The sequence below is a fragment of the Bacillus sp. DE0042 genome, assembly GCF_007680225.1.
Taxonomy (GTDB): Bacteria; Bacillota; Bacilli; order Bacillales; family Bacillaceae_G; genus Bacillus_A; species Bacillus_A wiedmannii.
The window spans coordinates 197,418-223,650 of the sequence record NZ_VEJP01000008.1 but is presented as its reverse complement, the minus strand read 5'-3'; the positions used below and the strand labels follow the sequence as shown (position 1 = coordinate 223,650).

Below are 26,233 nucleotides of genomic sequence, written 5' to 3'. Positions count from 1 at the left end.
ACTATTCCCTTGCAGATTGTAAAGCTTTCATATAATCAACCTTTTTCTCAAGGGTCTTTTTCGCATCTTCAACCGTTACTATATAATCTACTGCAATATGTTGTAATATTTCCTTATTAGCATTTGGCAACTGAATTGTAATATCATCCACACTACTCTTACTATTTTCAATCGTTTTATTAAATTCCTGAATACTTCTCGCAAGCTCCGCTAACGTTTCCATATGTGCACGGTTGTTTACGTCCAAAAAGATATTACTTTTGAAAACTGCCGTAACATAATGCTTCGGATGTTTCTTCGCTATTTTTTTCTCTTCATTCTTACCGAAAACGGTATCCCCTGTTTGCATTTGCTCGAAAGTAAGTATAGTATCATTTCCTTTTTCTTCATAATATGTATTGAATCTTTCTCGTAAATCATTCGCTTCTTTTTTTATTTTATAGTTATCATTATTTACCTTTGGCGAGGTTCGTCCATCGAAATACATTTGAAATTGTAAATATGGTTCATCTACTTGCTGTACATAAGCTATTCGTATATCTGGTCCTAAAAAATCCTTACCTTGTTCGGGTATTTCAATTCGATCTAGTTTTACAGTAATACCATGCTCCGATTTTGTATAACTTTGTGCTTTTCGTTCAATTTCTTCATCCGATATATCACATGATGTTAATAGTAATAAACTAAGCATTATGCTATATTTCATTATTGTTCTTTTCATATTGCCTCTCCTTTTGCTACTACTGCCTATACAGAAATGTCCTTATGGATTTTAAATTACGATTTATATAAAGAACTTCTTCTCATAACCACAAGTGTAAAAACACCCTTTTATTATCACTTTACACTTTTAGTGTAATTTTACACTAAATTTATTTTATCGTAAAACAAATATAAAAACTATTAAAATCACGTTAAAAACATACTAATATTTAGTTCTATAGCAATCACAATACTGTTTTTTATTGTATCGAACTTTAAAGTAATAACTTTAATTTCGCTGCAAAAAAAATTAAATTAGCGCCTCCGCTATTGCGAATGTCATTTACTTTCCCTAATACATTTAATAATTATGACAAGCAATCATAGGAGGTTACTATATGAGCGAACAATACATCATTTTACATGGGCCTGCTCTTGAACCAAATTTAATTGGCCCCACACTACCACCAATTCCACCATTTACATTCCCGACCGGACCTACTGGAATGACAGGACCTACCGGTGCGACAGGTTTTACTGGAATTGGAATAACTGGTCCTACTGGAGTTACAGGACCTACCGGAATTGGAATAACTAGTCCTACTGGGGTTACAGGACCCACTGGAATTGGAATAACTGGTCCCACTGGAATTACAGGACCTACCGGAATTGGAATAACTGGTCCTACTGGTGCAACCGGTTTAGGGATTCTCCCCGTATTTGGAACAATAACTTCTGAAATAGGTATCGGTTTTTCAGCAGTAGTTAATACAAATGTTAATTTTACCGTTCCAGGACCTGTTAGTGGAACTACTCTAAACCCAGTAGACAACTCCATTACAATTAATACCACTGGTGTATACTCTGTATCCTTTTCAATCGTATTTGCGATACAAGCTATCTCATCTAATATATTAAATCTTACAATAAACGATTCTATTCAATTCGCAATTGAAACACGAGTTGGTGGTGGTTCTGGGGTAAGAGCTACATCCGCCAGAACTGATTTATTACCTTTAAACCAAGGGGATGTTCTTCGAGTACGAATAAGAGAAGCCACGGGTGACATTATTTATTCCAACGCATCTCTCGTTGTTTTAAAAGTCGACTAGTTAATTTATGAAAATAAAAATTTAGGAATGATAACAATATAAAAAAAAGAGGAAGACTTATATTTCAGTCTTCCTCTTCTTTTTATCACCAATTCACTGCTGAACATATATGGAAACTGATCCTCCACTTACATGGAACTGCCCCCATCCGTCCTTATTAATTGTTACAGTATTTTTTTGATTACCCGTCATATCGTACCATACTTCCCCTGCGTTATCCTTTCCAACTTCCATCCACTTTGATCCTCCTGGCCCATCTGAGATTAATGTCGCTAGACCAGCATCCGCATGTACACCATCACCTTCTCTTGTCCAGCCAATTACATCTGGATGGTCTAAATAATCACGCTGCGTACCATATGCAAAGTTTTTTCGTGCCGTCAAAATCGGATCAATTTTATCTTTCAACGCTGGAATTTCATAACTACTATTTCCGTTCGTCCCATAGTAATCACCATAGAAAACTGAAGGATACCCCTCTGCACGAGTTAAAATAAATGCATATGCCAACGGTTTAAACCACGGACTTACTACAGATTCCAATGACTGCCCAGGCTGAGAATCATGATTCTCAACGAGAGTGACTGCAAGTGCAGGGTGATTTTGCATTACTGTTCCATTTAAAATATTTCTCATATCATAATTCCCATTTCCTTTTGAAGCATAATGAAAATTGTAATGCAGTGGTGCATCAAATACAGATTGATTATAATTGACTTTCGCTAAATAATTATTTAAAGTCTGGATATCATTTTGCCAATATTCAGCCACTGTAAACATTTCTTTCCCCGTTTGTTGTCTGACATGATTTACCCAATCGCGTAAATATTCATGATCAATATGTTTAACAGCATCTAAACGAAATCCATCTAAATTTAATTCATTCGCATACCACGTCCCCCAATTTTTCATCTCATTCGCAACATCTGGATGATCAAAATCAAGATCTGCATACATCAAATAATCATAATTTCCATTCTCGCTAGACACTTCCCAGTCCCATGCTTTACCTATACCTCTAAATTTATAAATTCGATTTAATTTCCTCCCTTCATCCCAATCCGTTCCGTCAAAATGATACCATTTCCATTTAAAATTAGAATAAGTATCTCCGCGCCCAGGAAAGTTAAATCCTGTCCATGCATTAATTTCATAATCACCTGATACCTCAATATTTCGATTGTTACGGTCTACCTCAACAGCTGTTACAGTTTCAGTATAATCTGCTCCACCTTTATGATTCATAACTACATCGCCGTATACATCGATGTTTTGCTTATGTAAAGCTTCAATTGCAGATTTCAATTGTGCTTTCGTCCCATATTTTGTTCGTACCGTTTCTTTTTGATTGAATTCCCCTAAGTCATATAAATCATATGCTCCATATCCTACGTCATTTTGCGTAGTTCCTTTATATGCAGGCGGTATCCAGACAGATGTAATTCCTTTCTGAGCTAAATTTCCAGCATCCGAATGCAAGCGATTCCAAAGATTCCCATCATTCGGAGCATACCACTCAAAATACTGCATTAACGTTCCATTGTTAACCGTATCTGCATACGCTTTACTCCTCTCATATATACTAGGTAAAAACAAAACAACCGACAAGCCGACTACTGTTATTTTTTTTAACATATTTACAACATCCCCTTTCAAGAAAACGTTTGCATAGTTTATCGAAATTATTATAATATTCGTTCTACAATTAGTAAAGTAGCAATCTCTCACTCTCCCACATTATTTTTTAGTCTAACTTCACATATTCAACAAATACTTCAAAGTAGTTTTCATTTCACATCTTATTCAAGATTGTTTACAATTTATCTATAAAAGCATGATGGAGGGATTTCTATGACCGACTTTCAAAAACAATTTTTTTCAAGATTACATATAGAAGAAAAACACAATGTTTCATTTGAAGATTTACCTAACATTATGTACGCGATGGCACAAACTGTCCCTTTTGAAAACTTAAATATACTCGAAAACAACTTTACAGAAATATCAAAAGAAAATCTAAAAGAAAAAATTTTAGTAAACAACCGTGGCGGTCTTTGTTATGAACTTAATCCTACTATGTACTACTTCCTTAAAGACGCTGGATTTGATGTTCATCTCGTTTCAGGAACAGTGTACAATGCAGCAAATTCTACATGGGCTGTTGATTCTGGACATATCGTAACCGTTTTAACACATCATAATGAACTTTATTTAATTGAAGTAGGATTCGGATCATACTTACCTCTTGCACCTGTCCCTTTCTCAGGTGAAGTCATTCACTCCGGTACAGGAGATTATCGTATTCGTAAAGAAATGACCGAAAAGGGAAACTACATGTTAGAGATGCGTAAAAATAATGAGTTTTTGGATCAATCTTCTGCTGATGATTGGACGTTAGGCTATGCATTTTATTTAGAAGAAGTCACTGAAGAAAAAGCAAATGCAGCACAAAATATTATCGTTGAACATGAAGGCTCACCATTTAACAAAGTACCTCTTATTGTAAAACTAACTGAAGATGGGCATGCATCTTTAACAAAGGATAGTCTGACAATAGCGAAAAACGGTAAAAAAACGAAAGAAAACGTTACAAATGGGCAATATAAAAATCTTTTACATTCAAAATTCGGAATTACATTATAATTTTTCAAACCTTGCCATTTTAGCAAGGCTTTTCAATTTTCAGCAGGGATTTTTTGCAATTTGTTGTATTTCATAGTTATATAGGAATATAACTACATATTTAGAAAGGAAATGATTATGACTGAACTTAAAGATCGACTACAAGTAGATGAGAAAGAGAAATGGGATTTAACGGATATCTACCATACAATTGAAGATTGGGAAAACGATTTTCATAAAATTGAAGTGTTAACGAAAGAATTACACGAATTTAATGGCAATATTCACGACGGTAATAGCTTATTAACTTATTTAACAAAGAGCGAAGAAATATCTAGCATAATATCTTTAATGTTTGCTTATGCACGATTACAATCTGATCTTGATACGCGCGATACTGACGCCCAATCGCTTGTCGATAAAGTGTCACAATTACACGTGAAAGTAAGTGCAGCTAAATCTTTCTTTTCTCCATTCTTACTTAGCGTAGATGAAGACACATTACATTCTTACATAGAAGAAGCAGAAGGTTTACAATACTATAAAGAAGACTTATTTGAATTGTACCGTTATAAAAAACACGTATTAAATAAGGACCAAGAAGAGATTTTATCACAAATGGGCGAAGCACTTTCCTCCCCACAACATACATACGGCATGTTAAATAATGCAGATATACTATTTGGTGAAGTGACGACTGATGAAGGAGAAAAAGTTACTCTAACGCGTGGAATGTATGCAAAGTTAATAGAAGATGAAAATCGCGAGAAACGTAAAGAAGCCTATAAAGCTTATTACAAACCATACGTTCAATTAAAGAATTCTATCGCTTCTACTTTATCTGCTGCAATTAAAAATAATGTTACTGTTTCAAAGCTAAGAAACTATCCATCAGCTTTAGAAAAGTCATTATTTGGCGACATGGTTCCGAAAGAAGTATATGAAAATTTAATTGAGACGACGAAAAAAAATATTCAATCACTACATACTTATAATGAACTTCGAAAAGAAAAATTAAATGTAGATGAACTACGTCAATACGACTTGGGCGTTGATTTAGTAGCGGGTGTAAAACAAGACATTCCATATAACAAAGCGTTTGACATCATGATCGAATCACTAGCTCCATTAGGTGAAGAATATATTGAAACATTAAAAAGCTTTAAAGATAAACGCTATATCGACGTAAGAGAAACACCAGGAAAACGTTCCGGCGCTTATAACTTTGGTGTATACGGTGTTCATCCTTTCATTCTTTTAAATCATCACGATGATTTAAATAGCCTTTTCACTCTTACTCATGAATGTGGACACGGCATGCATACACATTACTCACACGGATACCAACCAAGAATTTCTGCACACTATACTATTTTTGTCGCAGAAGTCGCTTCTACAGTAAATGAAGTGCTATTAATTCATCATTTATTAAAAGAAGCCAAAGATGCTGATGTACGTAATCATTTAGTAAACCATTTCATCGATAAATTTAAAGGCACTTTCTTTACACAAATCATGTTCGCTGAGTTTGAAAAAATCACACATTCAATGGCTGAGCAAGGTAAACCATTAAATGCCCAAGTCTTTAGCGAAGTTTACGAAAACTTGTTTAGAGAGTATAATGGCGACTCTCTCGTATTTGACGAAGAAGTAAAATACGGCTGGGCTAGAATACCGCATTTCTATCGTCCATTTTACGTGTACAAATATGCAACTGGATTCGCTTCTGCAATCCAAATTGCCGATAAGTTATTGAGTGGCGATCCAAATGCTCAAAAACATTATATTGAATTCCTTAAAGGTGGAAGTTCGGACTATCCATTAAATTTACTGAAAAAAGCTGGTGTTGATTTAACTACACCAGAACCAATTGAAAGTGCACTAAATCGTTTCAGCTCACTTGTTGAAGAATTTTCAGCATTATAAAAAGCATGCAGAGTATATACTCTGCATGCTTTTTTCATTTCGGTTACTTTATACTAAATGTTGCTGCGTCACACAGTGAATCATGCCACCATACGCAAACAGTTCATTTACATAAATACCAACAATTCTTCTTCCCGGAAACTGCCCTTCCATGATTTGAAGCGCTAACTTGTCATGCTCATCGCCATATATAGGAACTAATACAACTTCATTTCCAATATAAAAGTTCAAATATGAGCCCTTACAGTCTGCTTCTTTTACCATTTTTCTTGTCACCGGTACTGGTATGAGCTGAAACGGTTTTCCATCTATATTTCTTGCTTGTCTCAATTCTTGATAATGCTTTTCGTACGCCTCCAAAAGATAGGATTCACTCTCCCCGAAAGGATCATATTCATAAAGAATTGTATTTTCATTTACAAAACGTGCTGCCCCATCAATATGGTAATCCGTATCTTCATCATAATTATCCTCACCGCGAATGCCCGTTATCCATATAAAATTCGTTACTCCCAGATACTTCGTTAACTCTATTTCAATCTCTTCCTGACTTAGTGTAGGATTTCGATTTTCATTTATAATAGAAGTTTTTGCCGCCATTAAGGTTCCATTTCCGTTTATCTCTATTCCTCCACCTTCTAGACAGACACTAGAATTAACTTTTGGAATGCTATACATTTCACTTATTTCCGCCGGAATACCCGCATCATTTTCATACGGATATTTCTCACCCCACCCATTAAAAATCCAGTGTGTTAAGCAGAGATTGCCTTCCTTATCTTTTACAAAGATCGGTCCATTATCTCTTATCCACACATCATCCGTCTCTTGAACTAAGAAATCAATTTTATCCATATCCACTTTCGCTTCCATTAACTTCGATTGGACATGTACTTTTTCTTCTTCATCATATACAACAATATGCACAATTTCTCCGTAATGAAGCTCCTTTGCCATCGTTACCCAAATATCATCTAGCTTAGCTCTGTAACCTTCACCTCTATGAGCTTTATCATGAGGCCATTGGAGCCATGTCCCCTCATGATTTTCCCACTCAGCTGGCATATAAAACAAACTATTTTCTATATTTCTCATACGTGTTCACCCCTTCTTCAAATGTAAGTTCAGTCTAAACTTTGACATCGTGTTAAGGTCAACAGAAATATATTAACTACTTCATAAACTGATTCTTTATTTTCCCTTGTGATACACTACTTCTCCTTGTAAAACCGTCACTAAAACTTTCGCATTCAGAATCTTATCGGCACTCATTTTAGTAATATCTTCATTTAGTAATACCATATCGGCTGATTTACCTACTTCAATTGAACCAGTAATAGTATCAAGACCTAATGCTTTGGCGGGCTTAATCGTATATGCATCAATAGCTGCGTATACATCAGATAAGCCTTTCTCTTCAATACTTAGTGCATTCGAAATCGTCACAAGTGGATTTAGTTCATTTACATCCCAATCACTACTAAGCGATACATTTGCTCCTGTTTTCCAAATGCGTCCTAACGGCATAATTCGTTTCATCTGTTGATCTGAAAAATACGCACTTGCCCAGCTTTGTTTAGGATCTTCTGCAAAATCATGGCCTACTTGGAAATCAGCACTAATACCTAACTTAGCAAAACGATTTATATCACTATCTTCTACCATTTCAACATGCGTAAGCGTATAAGGCTGATTCGCCCCTTCTTTTTTCGCTGCTTCAATTGCATTTAAACTCTCTCTTACCCCGCCATCTCCAATTGTGTGGATGAGTGCACCGTAACCAATTTTATTGAGTTCACTCAACCACCACTTCATTTTTTCTTCTGGAATATAGTTCAAACCGTACGGTGTTCCTTTAAACCACTCAAATTTATATTTTTCTAGTATTTTAGCTGTGCTGTTAATGCTAATTCCATCACTATACATTTTCACTTGATTAATAAGCATTCTAGATGATACATCATCACGCTTAATTTTTTTGAAATACTCCATTTGTTCTGCTTCATTTAAGTTCGGATATACCCACGGACGAAGTACTACTCGCGACGTTTACTTTTTCTCATCATTAACTTTATTCCAAACATCTAACCAGCCTCGTTTCCAATAAAGACGTCCATCGCCGATTGTAGTAATACCATTCTTCGCAACCTCATCTAAACCGTCTAACAAACCGTCATAATTTTTTTCAAAGAGTTTAGGCTGAGAATTCCATGCTTTTTCCATTACGATATCCCCTGCTGTATCATACAGAATCCCGAAAGGTTCTCCTGTTTCTGGATCCCGGATGATTCTTCCGCCTTGCGGATCTTTCGTCTCTTTATTTATTCCCGCTACTTTCAATGCTTTTGAGTTAACCCATACAGAATGAGAAGTTCTTTCCATAATTAATACAGGGTTATTAGGAAATAACTCATCAAGAACTTGTAATGGCGTTTGTTGTTCTGATTTTTCGTCCATATCTTTTAACAGCTCTTCCAAACTAAATCCTGTTCCACTTATCCATTCGCCATCTTTCACACCTTTTTTACAAGCTTTTAAATACGATCGTTGTTCTTGCAGCGCAGCATCCGGTGAAACACTACAATTCCCTGCTGCTGGTGATTTCGCCTCAAATATATGATTGTGATTGTCCACAAAACCAGAAAGAATAAAACGTCCTTGTAAATCCACCACTTTCGTATCTTCATTTATAAATCCTTCTACATCTTTGTTTGAACCAACAAATGTAATTTTCCCTTCTTTAACGGCTACAGCCTCTACAATGTCTTGCTTGTCATTTGAAGTATAGATTGTACCATTTTTAAACACTACATTTTTTGGCAACTGATTAGGTAGAACGAAGCTACCATTCTCACCTTCTCCTACTCCAGGAGTACACGCTGAAACCCATGTCATACTTAGAATCAGACAAATAATCATGATTGTTCTTTTCATATTCTTTCTCCTTTTTATTATGATGAATTACTTACATAAATAGAATAAGGATTGACATAATGTTAATGTCAATCCTTATTCTCAGTCTATTTTCATAACTAAAAAACAAATTTGTGTCACATACTCCTCTACTAAACAATCACATTCAGGTCCCTTTATGTAGACCTCATATGGTGAACCATCTATTACATAACCATTTCTTTCAATCCATTTTTCTAACGCAATATAAGCGTAGCCTATATAGTCATAACTTCCATAATGCATAGTAGTAACGATTTGATGTGGATTTAATTTTTTCATTTCATATTCTTGTACTACATCTTTATTGTTCCCATGCATGACCGGAATCCTTAATTCAACATCACTTTCATTTGGAATATACTCTTCATCATAAAAGACCGTAGAGGGCGAACCAACTATTTGTAAGTTATGCTTTTGTACTTTTTCATATAATTCATAAAAATAATCATCCATATCATCTATATTTATTTGCAGTCTTTGAGCAATTACTGTTATTTCATTTCTCATTCCAATAAATATATCGTACTTTCTATGACAAGCAGTATTTAAAGCATGATTCATATTTACCATTTCATTCATTTCTGAAATAACCTGTAAATTTTGTTTTACCTCATGAGATAACTCTATAATTTGTGCTTGCATATGTTTAATAAATGAATCTTGATCTGACGACTGAAGAATGATTTTAATTTTCGGTAGAGGGAACTTATACTCCCTCAACTTTTTTATTTTCAACGCTATTTCTAACTGCCCTTGCTCATAATATCTATACCCATTTTCAGGGTTCACATATGCTGGTTTTAATATATCCTCTTTGTCATAATGCCTTAGCATCCGTGTACTCATTTTACAAATCCGCGAAAACTCAGTAATTGTATACATATACTTACCCCTTGAATACATTTTTTTATACACTTATTTTAAAACCAATCAAAAATCTTCCTAACTGAAAATTCTTCATTCTGATTGTGCAATCTTTTCATTTTTGAAGGTAACAAATGATCAGGACAATACCACGTTAAACAATTTATTACGCCTCCCATTGTTGATATTTCTCCTACATGAATTTGAATAGCTTGTTTCTCCGTATGTTGTTGAATATATCGTAAAACTTCCCGATCTTTAGGTAGTCCAAACTTAGGAACGTAAATCACATCACATGTTTCTAACATATTTATATACAACCCTTTTGCCGATGCTATTTCTTGATCATATTGTCCTTTTTCTGTATATAATGATGGAACAACTATAAATTCAGCTTCTGGCATTTGCTCTTGAATAATTTCTTGAACATTATATCTAAATTCATGATCCCCTAAAAAATCACTAATAAACATCGTATGTTCATCAATAAATTTAACCATTCCGTCTGCATGTGCAAGTACGTCCCCTTCTTCAGCAGGAATAATAATAACGCGGCTCACATCCAAATCCCATTCCAGTTGCTCTATAATTTCTTCTTCCGTCCAATCATAATTATCATCAAATATGCGTTCCGTTAATATAACAGTATCTTTTTTATTCCAAATAAGATTTCCACCGTCTAATATCAATGGAGACTTCACATACTCAAAATCGTTCTTTTTCAACCATTTATTAAATTGTTGATCTAAATATCTCCATTGATCTTTCGGTAAGTAATTTGGTTGATATTTAAATTTAACTAAATGATTTGTGACAACTGGTGCAACATCTCTTAGCCAAATATCATCATACTCAAAAAAGCTTGTATGAAAGTCTTGCTCTTCAACGGATAAAGAAACAAGTTGATCAGTCAAAGATTTATTTTCATTTAAATATTCATTAAAATAAATCAGGTCTTCATAAAATGGTCGATAATATTCATTTGATTTATCTGGTATTGCAGTAAAAATAATTCCATTATGTTTTTGTTCCATAATATTTACCTCGCTTTTTAATAATGGTTGAATAACTAATTTCACTATGCCAGCTATTTCCCTTTTCATAACAATTTTCGAAACGTGCACATTTCATGAATGGATTATAGCACGGAGAAATATTATATATTTATATAAAAAATATATAGCCGTGGTTGAGCGGGAAATTGACTCTTGACAGTATTTTAAATAGGAAAGTATGAAATTGAATAATAGAATCATAAGCACTATCATTATGAAACTAGTTAATATTATTCCTTTCAATGCCCTTGCTCCTTTTTGCGAAAAATAAAACATGACAAAATAGATAAAGGTAACAATGTACCTATTTTGTCGGAAGGTTGCTGAATTTCAATCGATTATTTCAATTGAATCGGTTGTTGCTGTGTAACACAATGAATCATGCCACCATTTTTATACAGCTCTCTCACATCAATACCAACTACTTTACGATCTGGGTATAACTTCTGAATCGTATCGTTTGCGATTTTATCATTCGGATCATTATAATTAGGCACTAACACCACTGTATTCCCAATATAATAATTGATATACGACCCCTTATAATCGAGAACTTTTCCATTTTCTAAAGTAACTTTATCTTTACTAAGAGGTAAGTATTCATACTTATATTTCTGTCCTAACGCATTTTTTGCATCTAACAATGTATCCATATCTTTGTTTGATAAACCCCATTCAGCTAGGTCATCTTCTTTCATCGTTACAATGGTGGATTTATTATGAAATTTAGCAAATCCATCTATATGAAAATCAGTAATATCTAAATTAGGAACTCCGTCTAACCAAATAAAGTTTGTTACCCCAAGGTCACTTATATATTTTTCAATTTCCTTTTCTGATAAATCTGGATTTCTATTCTTATTCGTTACAGCACTCCGGGTTAATAACGCCGTACCATTGCTGTCTAATTCAATTGCGCCGCCTTCAAGAACAAATTTTCCCCAATCAATTCTTTCGATCCCTACTTGTTTACTAACCTTCTCACGAATACGAGCATCATTTTTATAAGGTGTTTTCTTCCCCCAACCATTAAATGCTGGATCTAATATTTTAAGACTTTTATTACTGTCATAAACAAAAATTGGTCCACTATCCCTTGCCCATACATCATCAGTAGGAGCGATAAAGAAATCAATTTTATCCATATTCAGTCCTTTATCTATTAAAAGATTATTGATGCGCTCTTTCTCTTCCTCATCGTATGCAACAATATGAACTTTTTCACCCTCAGTTAAAGCGCTTGCTATCTTAACCCAAATTTGTTCAACTTCCTGCTTATATTCTTGACCATATGTGTATTCATGAGGCCATTGCAACCATGTACCTTCATGCTTATCTTTTTCATCTGGCATCGTATATTTCCCAACTTTTTTCTGTACCTCTACTTTTCCATTCTCTTTCCCTTTTACATTTTCTTTACCACCTTCAAAAGAACAACCACTAATAATCGTTGTGGATAATACACTTATTAAACAAAACTTTACTACTTTTTTCATTTTTTCAACCTCCTGTTCCTATCTCCAATACTGTAAAGTTTCACATAGTGTGAAGCTCAAGCTTTTTCAGCAATGTAAAAATTACCAATTATCCTTTACATTCATATCATTTAACTACCTATATAGATTTATTCAAATATCAACCACCTTTCTCACCTACTTAGTCAGCAAATAGAACATGACTAAATAAAAAAAGTCGGTATTGATAATTACATATCAATACCGACTTTTAAAATTATTATTTTCCTTCTATTAAATCATTCGCCATTTTCCTAAACTCCTGATTAAACGTATCATTCATACCATTTTGTACGTTAGAGAATAATATGACAAACGTTCGTTTATCCCGGTTAAAATTATTAAATGTATTCCAACCAGCTAATACACCATGATTATGATAATAATCTGGATTAGTATAGAAACTAAATCCATATTTTCTTACAGATGATGCAGTAAACATATCTGATACACTTTGTTTAGAAATCAACTTTCCATCCATAATAGCCTCATCTAATCTTTTCATATCTTCAACAGTCGTATACATTTCACCACACCCATACAGCCAATTCATTTTTAACCGAGGCGCAGCTATTAACTCGTTATCTTTTTTCGTATAACCTTCTGCTAAAAAAATATCTTCAGGGAGAGTTGCACCCATTCCAGATTCATGCATTTCAACAGGCGTAAAAATATTTTCTTTCACATATTCAGCGAGCGGTTTATTCGATATCTTTTCTACAATATACGCAAGCACCATATAATTATAATCTGTATATTTCCACCCAGTCCCTGCAGGAAATTGCAATTTTTGTGCACCAATCCACGTTACTAACTTTAATCGTGACGCCGCATCAACCCTACCTTGTCCCTGATCTGGCAACCCAGACGTATGTGTTAACAAATTTCGTAACGTAATGTTTTTATCTGCCGGAAATGATGGAATATACTTATTTACATTGTCTTCAATATTTAATTTCCCTTTTTCTTTTAGCTGCATAATAGATATTGCAACGACTGTTTTCGTAATAGAACCAATGCGATATTTCGTTCTTGGCGTTGTTACTACTTTATCTTTCACATTCGCATATCCATAACCTTTTCGTAAAATTACATGATCTTTACTAGCTACAAGAACACTCCCATTAAATCCTTTATCTTTTAAATATTGATCTAGTTTTCCAGCTGCAACTTCATAGCGCTTTTTCTCATTCGCATCAACTTCTTGCATATCGCCCTTTTTCTTACTATTTAAATTAGAAAATGCCTTTATATCATATTTCTTACCTTTATTTGCATGTATTAGTGTAACGACACTCCCACAAAAAATAGCAAAAATAAAGAAAACGATTAACCATTTCTTTAACATAATAGGAACCCTCTTTTATCTAGTTTCACTTAACATGCATCCATTCTATTCTATATCTTTTAATTTTCAAATATTTTATAATATTATCTATCTGTTATTCACCCAAGTCAACTAGATTCCTTTTTCTCATATTCAGTTTTTGGCTACTCTTTATTGTATTTCTTTCTTGCAAAATTTCCACCTTACAATCGTATACACCCTACTATAATTTCAACATCTTATGTAACATTTGTTACATATCATATAGAACGGAGTTGTAAACATGAAAAATACTGATAGACGCAATCGTTTAGATGACATGATGTTTCATTACAGGGTAACAAAAAATAACATAGTTTTAATTGAATATTACGGAAAACAGATTTCGGTATTAAAAGGAAATGATGCTGAAAAATTTTTAAACAAAATAAATCATGCACATAACGATACAGAAAAACAACTCATTATGGCTAAAGTTACAGGAAATTTCAAAAGAGGCAATGAACGTCATTGAAAACGAATATCATTTATATTTTGATTATACAACATATAAAAAAAGAAATGTCGCTCATTCGGCATTTCTTTAGACTTTCTTCATAAAAAATTTACATTGCTAACTTTCTTTTATTTTTTGCTTTTACTATATAAACTCACTGCCGAAATACTTAATAATACCACTATACACAACCACGCACACGTATACCCTTTCTCATCGACAATATAACCAAATAAAACAGGTGCAACAATAATAGCAATTTGATTTAATGTCAGCGCCAAACTAACTGTTATTCCAACACATTCTTCACTTGCCAATTCAGCAACTTCGACGATAAAAAGACTAAACCAACCAATTGAAAAGAAACCTAACAATACACTTACACCATACAATACTCCACTTGTTACTGTATGTATGCTCATTACTAACAATAGAATCAAACCGATAGAAGCACAGACAGCTATAAATAATGGAGTACTCCGATTTCCCTTATAAAACACATCACTAATAGCTGCTAATGCAACACGGCCAATCATTCCAGAAAAGAACATAACTGAAAATACTGTTCCAGCTACAATAGATGTAATGGATTGTTCCCTTACTAAAAATTTCATGAAGTGTCCAACTAGCACCATTTGTAATGAAATCATGCAAATACCCGTAATATAAATTGGATATAACTCTTTTTTGCATATCACTACTTTTAGCTGCGTCCAAAAAGAAATCTTAAAATGCCCTTTCCTTGCTTCCTCCTGAACATATGGCTCGTTATAAAACACAAAAAATAATAATCCCCCAATTATACAAATGCATGCCATACTATTTATCGCATAAGTCACATTATATTGTATTGTAAGAAATGGGATTAACACTCCCGCTAACGCACCACCAATCGGTATACCAGCTTGCCGTATTCCCATCGCTAACCCACGATTTTCTTTTGGAAACCATTTCAAAATCACTTTACTTCCTCCTGGCTGGGAAACACTATAAAACATTCCTACTAATAAAAGTATATATAACAGCCCATTAAATCCATTTACTATATTAGTTAGTAAAAGCGAACCTCCTAGCAAAAATGAACTTATAGAAATTAACAACTTTTCATTATATTGATCAAGTAGCCGCCCAACAAATAGCATACAAAATAACGGTCCAACATTTACAACACTTATTAACAAACCACTCTCCATATTCGTAAGCGCATATTCTTCTTTCCAAAATAATGCCAAAACTCCAACACCATACGCTATAAGCGTCGCTGTTGTTTGAGCAATCGTCGCAACAATTAACATCATCCACTTATAAGTATTTTTCATCCTTTCTTCGATTAACACAATCATCCCTCCACCCCCTTCCATTGTATGAAAGTTCTGATATCATATAAAATAAAGATTCATCATATAATCCATCAAAAAAATTGATACCTTTTCGGAGGGATAATACGTGGACATAAAAGATTTAACTGTATTTTACGAAGTTGCGAAGGAAAATAATATTTCTCACGCAGCTAAAAATTTAAACTATGTACAATCAGGCGTAACAATGCGTATGAAACAACTAGAAAATGAATTAGGTATGCCTTTATTTTACCGTAACGGAAAAGGTGTAACTTTAACTTCTAACGGTGAGATTTTATTAACATACGCCAAACAAATTATCCACTTAATGGATCAATCTATAAAAGCGGTTCAAAGTAATGGCACTGAGCCAAAAGGCACGTTGAAAATTGGATGTACAGAATCTACAACTGCGGTAAGGCTTCCCTCTATATTAACGGCCTACTATGAGAAATACCCAAAAGTCGAATTGATTTTAGAAACAAATACGACCGAACAACTAATTAGGCTAGTATTAGAACGAAAACTAGACGGAGCGTTTATAGCTGGAGCTACTCAGCATGCTGAACTTCATACAAGTGTATTTCGTGAAGAAGAATTAGTTCTTATTAGTAAAACACCTTTATCCTCTCTTACAGACATAGAAGATATGAATTTACTCGCTTTTAGTCGCGGTTGCTATTATAGAAGTTTATTAGAAGACTGGCTTCAAGAAGAAGACATCTCGCCTAAACGAGTTTTAGAATTCGGAACAATCGAAGCAATACTCGCCTGTGTAAAGTCAAATATGGGCGTAGCGATTATGATGAAATCAATTTTAAAGGGGCATGAACATAACTTATCATTCAATCCTTTACCAAATAAATTCAAAAAAGTTCCTACTACTTTTATTACTAGGAACGATATATTTCGCTCAGCTGCATTACAAAAATTTATGGAGATGATTTAACAATGCGTGAAAAGAAAATACGTGGGATGAAGCGTAAAACAAACACGATGATACAGCGAATTGAAGAACATACAAAAACGTTCCCTTCTGCTTTCTATAACGATGAATATTGGTATATGCCTTTACCAGTTTCCCAAGCTTTTATCGATTCGTGTAAAACGCCTAGAAAAGTAAAACGATTATGTATACAAACTCTATTAAATCAAGCAAAGCATTTAATAAAAATGAAACCAATCGATACAAATACATATCGAGTTGTTGTTTTGATTTCTATAGAAGGTTTATGGGATTCGCAAATCATTATATTTAAAAATGAGGGGTACTTTCATAATTTCTTTAATAGAAATAGTGAATTTCAAAAATGGATTCCTCTTTCAAATGAATCTGATTTTTGGAAGACATGGGAAATTTCAATTTGGCCTACTGCCCAAATGTTGCACTTTCAAGAAGTCATTTATGATGAGGATGCAATTGATGAAAAAGAGATTTGGTTTATTGGAGAGTTATCTTAAAAGAGGAACTTTCAAATGAAAAGCTTCCCTTTTTTCACCTAACAAAATCGCCATATAATGAATTTATCATTTTACTATATAGGAGGTTTTTACATGGTAATCCCTAAATATCCTGATGTCCCTACTCTTACGAAAAAACAAATTGATCAAATTACAGAAATCACTTTTCTAAAAGAAATAAAACCACAAAAATGTGAGGCAATTTTCGTTTTTGGCGGTTCTCATCCTGGCAATTGGCAAGCTCCTCTAAAAGCTTATCAACAAGGTTTAGGAAACCAAATTATCGTTACAGGCGGTACTAGTTTGCATGGCATGAAACATCCGAGCTGGAATTACGGGGATTTGTCAGAAGCAGAAGTAATTGTACATAAATTAATTGAACATGGTATACCAAAAGACGCTATCCTATTCGAGACAAACTCCCTCCATTCTATCGCTAATGTAATGGAAGCGAAAAAGATTTTTGATTTTACAAAGATTAATCGGTTACTCTTTGTATGTAAAAATTCAGGAACTGGTCGGCAATATAGAGTAGTGAACTACCCACCACTTAGTACCTCTTACGAGCTTACTTGAAGTGAGGGTTTCTCGGTTCATCGCTACTTTTGATAGCTAACGAATTTGTCCTAGGACAGCCGAGCTAACTCCCTTGTTCCAAAGGTTATTTTGTTACTATTTATGCGAACGCTAATAAGCGGATTGCTTCTTTTTTGATATTGACCGCTGCGTTATAGTCACGACTGATTGTGAGTCCACACGAACACGCATACGTGCGTTCACATAATGGCATTTCTTTTTTATTTCCACAATTACTACACATCTTTGTAGAAGGAAACCATTTATCTATTTTTACAAACTGTTTTCCTTGTTCTTGTAGCTTATATGCTAAAAATGTCGTGAACATCCCCCAACCATTATCCGCTACACTCTTACCAAATCTAAATGCTCGTGACATTCCTTTCATATGTAAGTCTTCGATTGCTACAACATCAAAATTCGCAGCTAATTCTTTAGACTTGTGATGAAGAAAATTTTTACGTTGATTGGCGACCTTTTCATGCAATTTCGCTACACGAATGCGTTGTTTATTCCAGCGCTCTGAACCTTTCACACGTCTTGCTAATACTCGTTGTGCCTTCGCTAATTTCTCTAACATCTGACGATAAAAGCGAGGATAATTGGCTTTCTCATCTTCGCTACTCACGTACAATTCAGCCATTGTGAAGTCTAATCCAACTACACTTTGTACTTCTTTTTGTACAATCTCTTTTTCATATTCAGTCAAGATGGACACATAGTATTTACCAGTAGGTGTCATCGAAATCGTACACGATTTGATGATATGTTTTGGCGGGATTTCCCTATGTTGCTTCAGTTTTACCATTTTCAACTTTGGTAATTTGATATAACCATGAAATAACATAATATTTCCGTTTACTCGATTCGTTGTATAGGATTTTCTACTCTTTTTACTTTTGAATGTAGGAAAATCACTTTGACCACTAAAAAAATTCTTATACGCAGTTTGCAAGTTTAATTGCGCGTTGGCCAATGCCAATGAATCAACTTCTTTCAACCATTCATACGCTGTCTTATATTTTGCAGGAGTAGGGAATTTTTCTTTCTTTAGTTCTTCCTTGTCCTCTTTATATTTTTCATATACTTCTATTCGTTCAGCCAGCATTTTGTTATACACAAAACGTACACACCCGAATGTTTTTCGTATGAGATGTGCTTGTTCTTCTGTTGGATACAGACGAAATTTATACGCCTTATTCTGCTTTGGCATATCCATTCACCTCATTTTCCGCTTCATTTTCCATAAGCTATGACGGTGATCACACAACCTGAACACTACATGATTATTATCTACTTTCATTGTTATACCAAAATTCCCCTCTTATAAGACTGATTATATCAGAGGCGAAATAAATAGGAAAACCAAATGTTTGGCTACGCCAAACCGAAATTCATCTCCCACCTGCCGCTAGACTATCGTCTTTCACACGCCTGAGGAAGGAGACTTCTTTCGGATAATATGTTAAAAAAACACCTACCTAATACTATTACTTATATCCCATATACATTTGATACAAGTTTCGATGGTGAGTTTATCATTAATAGATATAATTGGATGGAAAATAAAAAGAGTCGCTCTATAATTTTTGGAGAATACTTGAGAAATATTTGCTACGGTAGAAAAGGAGGTATTGAGCCACCTGAAAAAGAGGTTGAAGGTTTAGAAGAATATGTATCCTACTACTATAATCTAGCATAATAGAAAAAGGTATACCAAAACGTCGGTATACCTTTTCTCCTATTTATTTTTCTTTTAACACACTATGTAATCGATCAGGATAATTTGTAAACATGCCTGTAGCCCCCCATTTAATTAACAATCTCATATCTGGTTTCTCATTAATTGTATACGGGTGAATTAACAGCCCATTTTTCCTAGCCATTTTCATATATGACTCATCGATAATTAGTTCTCCGTTATCATTACGTAAGTTTGGCCCAATACCAACTGCATACTTTTTAATTTCTTGAAAATCATCATTCGTTACACTTTTCGGTTCATGTGTAATATCAGACCACTCAATAATCTCATTGTTTTCATTTGGATAATACCAAAGCAGTTGAACTAACGGAATATTTTTATTCATACTATGAATCTTTGTTAAACTATCTTTACTAAATGATTGAATCATAACACGGCTAGAAGACATGTTTTGACCTACTAAATTATATTTATTTAACAACGCTAACAATTTTTCTTCCATTCCTGGATACACATCTGGTGATTTTGTTTCAATGTAATACTTCATGCTTCTTCCGTACTTTTGGAAGATTTCTTCAAGAGTCGGAACTTTCTGCCCAGCATACTCTTGCTTAGCCTTTTCTGGATAAGCTTTATTGAACCAAGATCCTGCATCTAAGCTCTTTATTTCACTTAATGTTTTATCTCGTACTTCACCTGTACCATTTGTAGTGCGGTCAACTGCTGTATCATGCATTGCAATCAACTGGCCATCCTTAGTTAACTGAATATCTAACTCCAAATAATCCGCTTTCATTTTTTTCACAAGATCATAAGAAGCAAAAGTATGCTCAGGTGCATGTCCACTTGCTCCGCGATGTGCAATGTTTAAAAACTTATTCGTATTCCATTCATGCTTCCCTTCTGCTTTTGCATGAACAGCTCCCCCAGCATAGATACTTCCCGTCATAAAGAAAATAACTAACACGCTAATAATTTTTCTCATCCTTCTAACCCTTCCTACGTTGCAAATTTCAACAAGTTAATGAGATTTACACGAAATAGAAGATATACTTTCATTATTTTTATAAGCTTATATGAAAATTCCAATCTTACAAATACAATTCCCCTATGTTATTACTATACTATTTATTTTCTATATCCCTCCTATTCACATGGAACTTCCTATTGATTACAGTTCACCAATAAAAAAAAGCCATAATTTATTTAGAGGACACTTCTGTATCCCTAAATAAATCTATGGCTTATCTCAAATATCTCCGGCCTCGATTAACTTGTCGAAATTAATCATACCAAACCTATTAAAATTTGTGAATATTATTTTTTCAGTGCAGTGGAGCATATAAGACAATGCTCCCATAGTTACTTAAAAATCACATAATAAATTACTCATTACCTCCTCCAGCATTACAGCTGAATCTACCACCGCTTTTTTGGAACGCCATCCAATAAATCCATCTGGTCTAATTAGTACAACTCCTTCATTCTCTATCCCATATAATTCACGAAAAACATTTTCTTGAGCAATAAAGTCTCCGGTTAAACCTACTCGATACACTTTTATATTTATTCCTAATTCAGATGAAACATCTTGTGCACACTCGGCCCAAGCGTGATTTTCTGCTCCAATAAGTAACACAAAATCATTTCCTAATAAATCAAGTATAGAAATTTCTTTTCCATCATACGTTCCACAAAAGTGTGGTGCTCGTGTTCCAGGTCTTCCGTTCAACTCTACGATATCCATTCTATGTGGAGTAGCTGAGTCATCTACTATCGCCTCTGAACAATAGTGATACCCAACAGTTACAGCTAATCCATCCATATTATTCAAACTGCCTTCCTCTCTACTTGCAGCACGGAACAATAAACTACTCGCATACTCCGTCGTTAATTTTGCAACAGGATATCTCTCTTCATAATATGTTTCTAACAATTTTGGATTTGCTTTCCCTTTTATAACAGCCGCTAATTTCCAAGCTAAATTATGTGCATCTTGTATGCCTGTATTTGAACCAAATCCTCCTGTTGGCGGCATAATATGTGCTGAATCACCAACTAAAAAGATTCGATTATCTTGAAATTTCACGGCTGTACTTTCAGTCGCTTCCCACGGTAAAACACTTACTATTTCTGACTCGATTTTTGTACTTCCAATTGCTGTTTGAATGATTTGTTTACAACGTTCTATAGTGAAATCCTCTGGTCGCTCTCCTTTTAACGGATCATAGGATACATGGTAAATCCATCTTCTTTCGTTATCAACCGGTATAAGTGCACCAAGAACTTCCGAATGAAGTACCATAGTAAAACCAAATGCATCTCCTTGTATAAACTCACTTAAATCCGCTTCAAAATAAATATTTATATAATAGCCACCGATTGTACCTCGTCCCTCAGTACTTATCCCTAGCTGCTCACGTATTTTACTTTTTGCTCCATCCGCTGCAATTACATAGTCACAATGAATAATACTTTCTTCTTCCGTTTCACGATTCCGAATCGTCGCTATTACTCCGTGCTCATTTTGTTCATAAGAAACCAATTCATGATAAAAAGATAAGTCTCCGCCTAATGTTCTCGCTTTTTGTAACATCATCTCTTCTAAAATAATTTGATAACAAGCCGTTTGTTTTGATGGACTAATCTCTTCTATTTTTTGAAGTAGTTTTTCATCGTTTCTATACTGAGTCGCCCTCATTTGTGCCAATTCTTCCTTATTCGCCTCAGCTATTGTATGAACTGCTATTCTTCCTCGGCAATTTTCTAATGCTTTACCGGCCAATCTAATTCTTTGTTCTAAACCTAATTCTCGAAATAACTCCATCGTACGAAAAGTGATTCCACCTGCTTTTGGATGATTTGCAGTAGACGGGTGCCTTTCAACTAGTAAATAATCAACGTTATGTTTTGCAAGAAATAACGCAGACGCTAACCCTGATAATCCTCCTCCAACAATTAAAACTGGTACGTAATTCGATTTCATAAATTTACCCTCCACATCATTGTTCTGAGCTCAGTGATATAAATATAATCAAAAAAACAACAAAGATATAGACTTATATTTCATTTTAAATTATCATATAGATAGATTACGCCCCAAATTACTTTTACTTTTTCATACATCTATAATCTGCTTAAATTATGCATGTATGAAAGAGTAAAACGAAACACCTCACTTTAGTAAACACCAAAATAATAAAAACATGATAAGCGGTCGTAACCCTGTAAAGTTATAAGGGGTTACGACCGCTTATTTTTTAAAAACCCTTACCCTCTATCATTTATAAACAACGTATTATTAAATCATTTTTTATTTTTAAAACTTCATCCATTTTAATATGCTATCCTTTTCTACCCCCTACCATTTTCAACTCATAAAATTTCATTCGTCTCGATTTTCTTTCCCAATATTGCAGCTCATACAACAATCATGTAGCATTACCTTATCGATGTAATGGTCCATCATCTTAAACCTTTCGACTAATTACCAGGAGGTAAAGTGATTGAAATGAATAAACAAGAACAATTAAATGTTATAAAAAAAGATTTTGTTGATTCTCAAAAAGTATTATTGGCAATTGGCGATGAAACACGTCAAGCTATTTTGTTCGTTCTCATGGAAACGGAATGTCAAACCGGATTACGTGTAGGAGAAATTACGAAAAAAACACACCTTTCTCGACCAGCGGTATCACATCACCTAAGGATTTTACGAGAAGCCGGTATTATTTTAATGCGAAAAGAAGGTACAAAAAACTTTTATTATATTGATATACGTACAAAATTAAGTTTATTAAAAAATCTTGTATTAGATATTGAAAAGCTATTGCACAACTTTTATTGAAATTTGGAGGCATAAGAAATGAAAGCAATGATAATTGATAAATATGGGAAATTTCCAATGCTTATGGCAGAGGTACCTACTCCTGAAATAAATGAGTATGAAGTGCTCGCAGAAATTCATGCAGCTAGTATTAACCCGATTGATTTTAAAATACGCGATGGAAAAGTGAAGATGTTACTTAAATATGAAATGCCCCTAATCCTTGGGAATGACTTTTCCGGTGTCATCGTGCAGGTTGGATCAAAAGTAACTCACTTTAAAGTCGGTGATGAAATATATGCACGCCCAAGAAAAAATAAAATCGGTACTTTCGCGGAATATATAGCCATTCATGAGGATGATATAGCTTTAAAACCTAAAAATTTAAGTTTTGAAGAAGCAGCATCGATCCCTCTCGTTGGCTTAACATCCTATCAAGCACTACATGACATCATGCACTTACAAAAAGGACAAAAGATTTTAATTCACGCTGGATCTGGTGGTGTTGGTACTTTCGCAATTCAGTTAGCAAAAATAATGGGCGCTACCGTTACAACGACTGCAAGTGAAGCTGGTGCGAATTTAGTAAAGTCTCTTGGCGCAGATGAGATTATTAATTATAAAACAGAAAAATTTGAAGAAATACTAAAAGATTATGATGCAGTATTTGATACAATCGGCGGGACAACACTCGAAAAATCATTCAATATTATAAAAAGCGGCGGCAACATCGTTTCCGTTTCAGGAATGCCAAATGCTCGTTTCGGTAAAGAATTTGGTTCCGGATTTTTTAAAACATTCTTATTTTCATTAGCAAGTAGAAAACTTACTGCACTTGAAAAGAATCATAATGCGCAATATTCATTTTTATTTATGAAGCCAAGCGGCGATCAATTACGTACTATCGCAAACTATATTGAAGCTGGTGAAATCAAACCGGTAATCGATCGAGTTTTCCCTTTTGAAGATGCTCAAAAAGCAATGGAATATTCAGAGGCCGGGAGAGCAAAAGGAAAAATAATCGTAAAAATTAAGTAATCATAAAAACTCCATTTTAAAAAATGGAGTTTTTATATTTGCTGTTAAATAGACATAGTGCAATGAAGTGCTTACAATAGATTGCAAGGGGAAATATCATATTATACTTTTAGCTAACTTTACAAAGAATACATACGTACAAATACATAATAACAAAATAAACAAGGAGGAGATAAAATGACTAAAAATAATGAAGCTGGTTGGAATTTAGATAATAGTTATACGACTTTACCACAATCATTTTATACAGAAATCCCCCCTACTCCCGTAAGTTCACCGGAGCTAGTTAAACTAAATCATTCACTCGCAATATCTCTTGGCTTTAATCCTGAAGAATTGAAAAAAGAAGTTGAAATTTCTATTTTCGCTGGTAATGCTCTCCCAAAAGGAGCTCATCCATTAGCACAAGCGTATGCTGGTCATCAGTTCGGACATTTTAATATGTTAGGCGATGGTCGTGCCCTTTTAATTGGCGAACAAATTACTCCTTCAGGTAAACGTTTTGACATTCAGCTAAAAGGTTCTGGCCCTACTCCATATTCACGCCGTGGTGATGGTCGTGCTGCACTCGGTCCGATGCTACGTGAGTATATTATTAGTGAAGCAATGTATGCACTCGATATTCCAACTACCCGCAGTTTAGCAGTTGTTACAACTGGGGAACAAACATATCGTGAAACAAAGTTACCTGGAGCAATTTTAACTAGAGTCGCTAGCAGTCATATACGTGTCGGCACATTTCAATATGCTGCAGCTCGTGGTTCTATCGAGGATCTTCAATCACTAGCTGACTATACGATAAAAAGGCATTATCCAGAAATTGAAGCTCATGAAAACCGATATACTGCATTACTACAAGAAGTTATAAAGAAACAAGCAAATCTCATCGCTAAATGGCAACTTGTTGGATTTATCCATGGCGTAATGAACACTGACAATATAACAATTAGTGGAGAAACAATTGATTACGGCCCTTGTGCATTTATGGATAGTTATAACCAAGAAACAGTATTTAGCTCGATTGATACACAAGGTCGCTACGCATATGGAAATCAGCCATATATGGCCGCATGGGACCTTGCGCGACTAGCTGAATCTTTAATACCGATCCTACATGAAGATGAAGAAGAAGCACTCAAGATTGCTCAAGACGAAATTTCAAAATTTAGCGTACAGTATGAAAACCAATGGTTCCTTGGAATGAAAAAGAAATTAGGACTATTTAGCAATGAGGACCAAGATCAATCACTTATTGAGCAACTTTTAAAAATGATGGAGAAACATAAAGCAGATTACACAAATACATTCCGTTCATTAACTCTTGATACGATCGAAAATACAGCTCTATTTGACAGTCCAGAATTTAAAGAATGGTACAAACTATGGCAATCTCGATTAGAACGACAAGAAGAATCGAAAGAAAACGCCTACGAAATGATGAAAAATAATAACCCATCCATCATCCCAAGGAACCATCGCGTAGAAGAAGCACTAGAAGCAGCTGTCACAAATGGCGACTATAGCGTAATGGAAAAACTTCTTGAAGCTCTATCCAATCCTTATGCGTATGCTACAGAGCAAGAAGAATACTGCATTCCACCTGCACCGACGAATCGTCCTTATCGTACTTTTTGTGGGACTTGATTGTTTAATCTCTTTTAATGTGCTTTCAATTATTGAAGGCACATTTTTTACATAGGCATAAATCGTACTC

20 protein-coding genes and 3 pseudogenes are annotated in these 26,233 nt (G+C 34.4%); 11 read left to right on the top strand and 12 right to left on the bottom strand.

The genetic code is table 11. The features are described 5' to 3' along the window. Nucleotide 1: 1 nt before the first annotated feature. Nucleotides 2-721: a hypothetical protein gene (locus FS802_RS25555; protein ID WP_078183024.1), complete on the bottom strand. Its 720-nt coding sequence runs from the start codon at nt 719-721 to the stop codon at nt 2-4. A 379-nt stretch (nt 722-1,100) separates the two neighbouring features. Between FS802_RS25555 and FS802_RS25550 the strand changes: the two genes are divergently transcribed. Next, complete coding sequence (locus FS802_RS25550) at nt 1,101-1,814, top strand: exosporium leader peptide-containing protein (protein ID WP_098654191.1); 714 nt, start codon at nt 1,101-1,103, stop codon at nt 1,812-1,814. A gap of 93 nt (nt 1,815-1,907) precedes the next feature. Here FS802_RS25550 and amyS read toward each other — a convergent pair whose 3' ends face one another. Then, the gene (gene amyS, locus FS802_RS25545) at nt 1,908-3,449 is read right to left on the bottom strand and encodes an alpha-amylase (protein WP_000913990.1); all 1,542 of its coding nucleotides are present in this window, start codon (nt 3,447-3,449) and stop codon (nt 1,908-1,910) included. 216 nt (nt 3,450-3,665) lie between these two features. On the opposite strand from amyS, the gene FS802_RS25540 reads away from it, so the two are divergent. Beyond that, nucleotides 3,666-4,457: an arylamine N-acetyltransferase family protein gene (locus FS802_RS25540; RefSeq protein ID WP_144525558.1), complete on the top strand. Its 792-nt coding sequence runs from the start codon at nt 3,666-3,668 to the stop codon at nt 4,455-4,457. Between the two features lie 117 nt (nt 4,458-4,574). Then, nucleotides 4,575-6,362 carry an oligoendopeptidase F gene (pepF, locus tag FS802_RS25535; RefSeq protein WP_098708191.1) on the top strand — a complete coding sequence of 596 codons (1,788 nt, stop codon included), beginning with the start codon at nt 4,575-4,577 and terminating at the stop codon, nt 6,360-6,362. A 48-nt stretch (nt 6,363-6,410) separates the two neighbouring features. Here pepF and FS802_RS25530 read toward each other — a convergent pair whose 3' ends face one another. The 6 genes and pseudogenes from FS802_RS25530 to FS802_RS25505 form a co-directional block, all read right to left on the bottom strand. Continuing rightward, on the bottom strand, nt 6,411-7,457 hold the full coding sequence (locus FS802_RS25530; RefSeq protein WP_098654195.1) for an agmatine deiminase family protein: 1,047 nt from the start codon (nt 7,455-7,457) through the stop codon (nt 6,411-6,413). A 96-nt stretch (nt 7,458-7,553) separates the two neighbouring features. Continuing rightward, nucleotides 7,554-9,296, bottom strand: a pseudogene (locus tag FS802_RS25525) (amidohydrolase). Nucleotides 9,297-9,377: 81 nt separating this feature from the next. After that, a complete protein-coding gene (locus FS802_RS25520; RefSeq protein WP_144525556.1) occupies nt 9,378-10,199 on the bottom strand; it encodes a MerR family transcriptional regulator in 822 nt (273 codons plus the stop codon). A 38-nt stretch (nt 10,200-10,237) separates the two neighbouring features. Further along, nucleotides 10,238-11,215 (bottom strand): agmatine deiminase family protein, encoded by a 978-nt coding sequence (locus FS802_RS25515; RefSeq protein WP_098654205.1) that lies wholly within the window; start codon nt 11,213-11,215, stop codon nt 10,238-10,240. A 359-nt stretch (nt 11,216-11,574) separates the two neighbouring features. After that, nucleotides 11,575-12,732 carry an agmatine deiminase family protein gene (locus FS802_RS25510; protein WP_098654198.1) on the bottom strand — a complete coding sequence of 386 codons (1,158 nt, stop codon included), beginning with the start codon at nt 12,730-12,732 and terminating at the stop codon, nt 11,575-11,577. A 238-nt stretch (nt 12,733-12,970) separates the two neighbouring features. Beyond that, complete coding sequence (locus FS802_RS25505; protein WP_098654199.1) at nt 12,971-14,098, bottom strand: serine hydrolase domain-containing protein; 1,128 nt, start codon at nt 14,096-14,098, stop codon at nt 12,971-12,973. A 262-nt stretch (nt 14,099-14,360) separates the two neighbouring features. Between FS802_RS25505 and FS802_RS25500 the strand changes: the two genes are divergently transcribed. Beyond that, complete coding sequence (locus tag FS802_RS25500) at nt 14,361-14,591, top strand: hypothetical protein (protein ID WP_098708192.1); 231 nt, start codon at nt 14,361-14,363, stop codon at nt 14,589-14,591. Nucleotides 14,592-14,701: 110 nt separating this feature from the next. On the opposite strand, the gene FS802_RS25495 is transcribed toward FS802_RS25500, so the two are convergent. Then, nucleotides 14,702-15,934 carry an MFS transporter gene (locus FS802_RS25495; RefSeq protein ID WP_141546044.1) on the bottom strand — a complete coding sequence of 411 codons (1,233 nt, stop codon included), beginning with the start codon at nt 15,932-15,934 and terminating at the stop codon, nt 14,702-14,704. An 85-nt stretch (nt 15,935-16,019) separates the two neighbouring features. On the opposite strand from FS802_RS25495, the gene FS802_RS25490 reads away from it, so the two are divergent. From FS802_RS25490 to FS802_RS25480, 3 genes and pseudogenes are all read left to right on the top strand, one after another. Further along, nucleotides 16,020-16,862, top strand: a complete 843-nt coding sequence (locus tag FS802_RS25490; RefSeq protein WP_098654202.1) for a LysR family transcriptional regulator — start codon at nt 16,020-16,022, stop codon at nt 16,860-16,862. A 2-nt stretch (nt 16,863-16,864) separates the two neighbouring features. After that, a complete protein-coding gene (locus FS802_RS25485; RefSeq protein ID WP_001208343.1) occupies nt 16,865-17,374 on the top strand; it encodes a DUF3916 domain-containing protein in 510 nt (169 codons plus the stop codon). Nucleotides 17,375-17,467: 93 nt separating this feature from the next. Further along, nucleotides 17,468-17,911: pseudogene (locus FS802_RS25480) on the top strand (YdcF family protein); the annotation flags it as partial. 139 nt (nt 17,912-18,050) lie between these two features. Here FS802_RS25480 and FS802_RS25475 read toward each other — a convergent pair. Further along, on the bottom strand, nt 18,051-19,163 hold the full coding sequence (locus FS802_RS25475) for an RNA-guided endonuclease TnpB family protein (RefSeq protein ID WP_144525554.1): 1,113 nt from the start codon (nt 19,161-19,163) through the stop codon (nt 18,051-18,053). A 249-nt stretch (nt 19,164-19,412) separates the two neighbouring features. Here FS802_RS25475 and FS802_RS25470 point away from each other — a divergent pair. Next, nucleotides 19,413-19,652: pseudogene (locus tag FS802_RS25470) on the top strand (YdcF family protein); the annotation flags it as partial. 43 nt (nt 19,653-19,695) lie between these two features. Here the strand turns inward: FS802_RS25470 and FS802_RS25465 are convergent. Both FS802_RS25465 and FS802_RS25460 read right to left on the bottom strand, forming a co-directional pair. Then, nucleotides 19,696-20,640 (bottom strand): glycerophosphodiester phosphodiesterase, encoded by a 945-nt coding sequence (locus tag FS802_RS25465; RefSeq protein ID WP_098655135.1) that lies wholly within the window; start codon nt 20,638-20,640, stop codon nt 19,696-19,698. A gap of 381 nt (nt 20,641-21,021) precedes the next feature. Further along, complete coding sequence (locus FS802_RS25460) at nt 21,022-22,641, bottom strand: FAD-dependent oxidoreductase (RefSeq protein ID WP_141545889.1); 1,620 nt, start codon at nt 22,639-22,641, stop codon at nt 21,022-21,024. A gap of 516 nt (nt 22,642-23,157) precedes the next feature. Here FS802_RS25460 and FS802_RS25455 point away from each other — a divergent pair. From FS802_RS25455 to FS802_RS25445, 3 genes are all read left to right on the top strand, one after another. After that, nucleotides 23,158-23,502, top strand: coding sequence for an ArsR/SmtB family transcription factor (locus FS802_RS25455; protein WP_098655133.1), 345 nt, complete (start codon nt 23,158-23,160; stop codon nt 23,500-23,502). An 18-nt stretch (nt 23,503-23,520) separates the two neighbouring features. Continuing rightward, on the top strand, nt 23,521-24,519 hold the full coding sequence (locus FS802_RS25450) for an NADP-dependent oxidoreductase (protein WP_098655132.1): 999 nt from the start codon (nt 23,521-23,523) through the stop codon (nt 24,517-24,519). Nucleotides 24,520-24,696: 177 nt separating this feature from the next. Beyond that, entirely contained in the window at nt 24,697-26,163 is a 1,467-nt protein-coding gene (locus tag FS802_RS25445) for a protein adenylyltransferase SelO (RefSeq protein ID WP_098655131.1), read from the top strand. Nucleotides 26,164-26,233: the final 70 nt, after the last annotated feature.

Coding starts and splice junctions, on each gene's coding strand:
- FS802_RS25555 (WP_078183024.1), bottom strand. CDS start 721: ATGAAAAGAACAATAATGAAATATAGCATAATGCTTAGTTTATTACTA.
- FS802_RS25550 (WP_098654191.1), top strand. CDS start 1,101: ATGAGCGAACAATACATCATTTTACATGGGCCTGCTCTTGAACCAAAT.
- amyS (WP_000913990.1), bottom strand. CDS start 3,449: ATGTTAAAAAAAATAACAGTAGTCGGCTTGTCGGTTGTTTTGTTTTTA.
- FS802_RS25540 (WP_144525558.1), top strand. CDS start 3,666: ATGACCGACTTTCAAAAACAATTTTTTTCAAGATTACATATAGAAGAA.
- pepF (WP_098708191.1), top strand. CDS start 4,575: ATGACTGAACTTAAAGATCGACTACAAGTAGATGAGAAAGAGAAATGG.
- FS802_RS25530 (WP_098654195.1), bottom strand. CDS start 7,457: ATGAGAAATATAGAAAATAGTTTGTTTTATATGCCAGCTGAGTGGGAA.
- FS802_RS25520 (WP_144525556.1), bottom strand. CDS start 10,199: ATGTATACAATTACTGAGTTTTCGCGGATTTGTAAAATGAGTACACGG.
- FS802_RS25515 (WP_098654205.1), bottom strand. CDS start 11,215: ATGGAACAAAAACATAATGGAATTATTTTTACTGCAATACCAGATAAA.
- FS802_RS25510 (WP_098654198.1), bottom strand. CDS start 12,732: ATGAAAAAAGTAGTAAAGTTTTGTTTAATAAGTGTATTATCCACAACG.
- FS802_RS25505 (WP_098654199.1), bottom strand. CDS start 14,098: ATGTTAAAGAAATGGTTAATCGTTTTCTTTATTTTTGCTATTTTTTGT.
- FS802_RS25500 (WP_098708192.1), top strand. CDS start 14,361: ATGAAAAATACTGATAGACGCAATCGTTTAGATGACATGATGTTTCAT.
- FS802_RS25495 (WP_141546044.1), bottom strand. CDS start 15,934: ATGGAAGGGGGTGGAGGGATGATTGTGTTAATCGAAGAAAGGATGAAA.
- FS802_RS25485 (WP_001208343.1), top strand. CDS start 16,865: ATGCGTGAAAAGAAAATACGTGGGATGAAGCGTAAAACAAACACGATG.
- FS802_RS25475 (WP_144525554.1), bottom strand. CDS start 19,163: ATGCCAAAGCAGAATAAGGCGTATAAATTTCGTCTGTATCCAACAGAA.
- FS802_RS25465 (WP_098655135.1), bottom strand. CDS start 20,640: ATGAGAAAAATTATTAGCGTGTTAGTTATTTTCTTTATGACGGGAAGT.
- FS802_RS25460 (WP_141545889.1), bottom strand. CDS start 22,641: ATGAAATCGAATTACGTACCAGTTTTAATTGTTGGAGGAGGATTATCA.
- FS802_RS25450 (WP_098655132.1), top strand. CDS start 23,521: ATGAAAGCAATGATAATTGATAAATATGGGAAATTTCCAATGCTTATG.
- FS802_RS25445 (WP_098655131.1), top strand. CDS start 24,697: ATGACTAAAAATAATGAAGCTGGTTGGAATTTAGATAATAGTTATACG.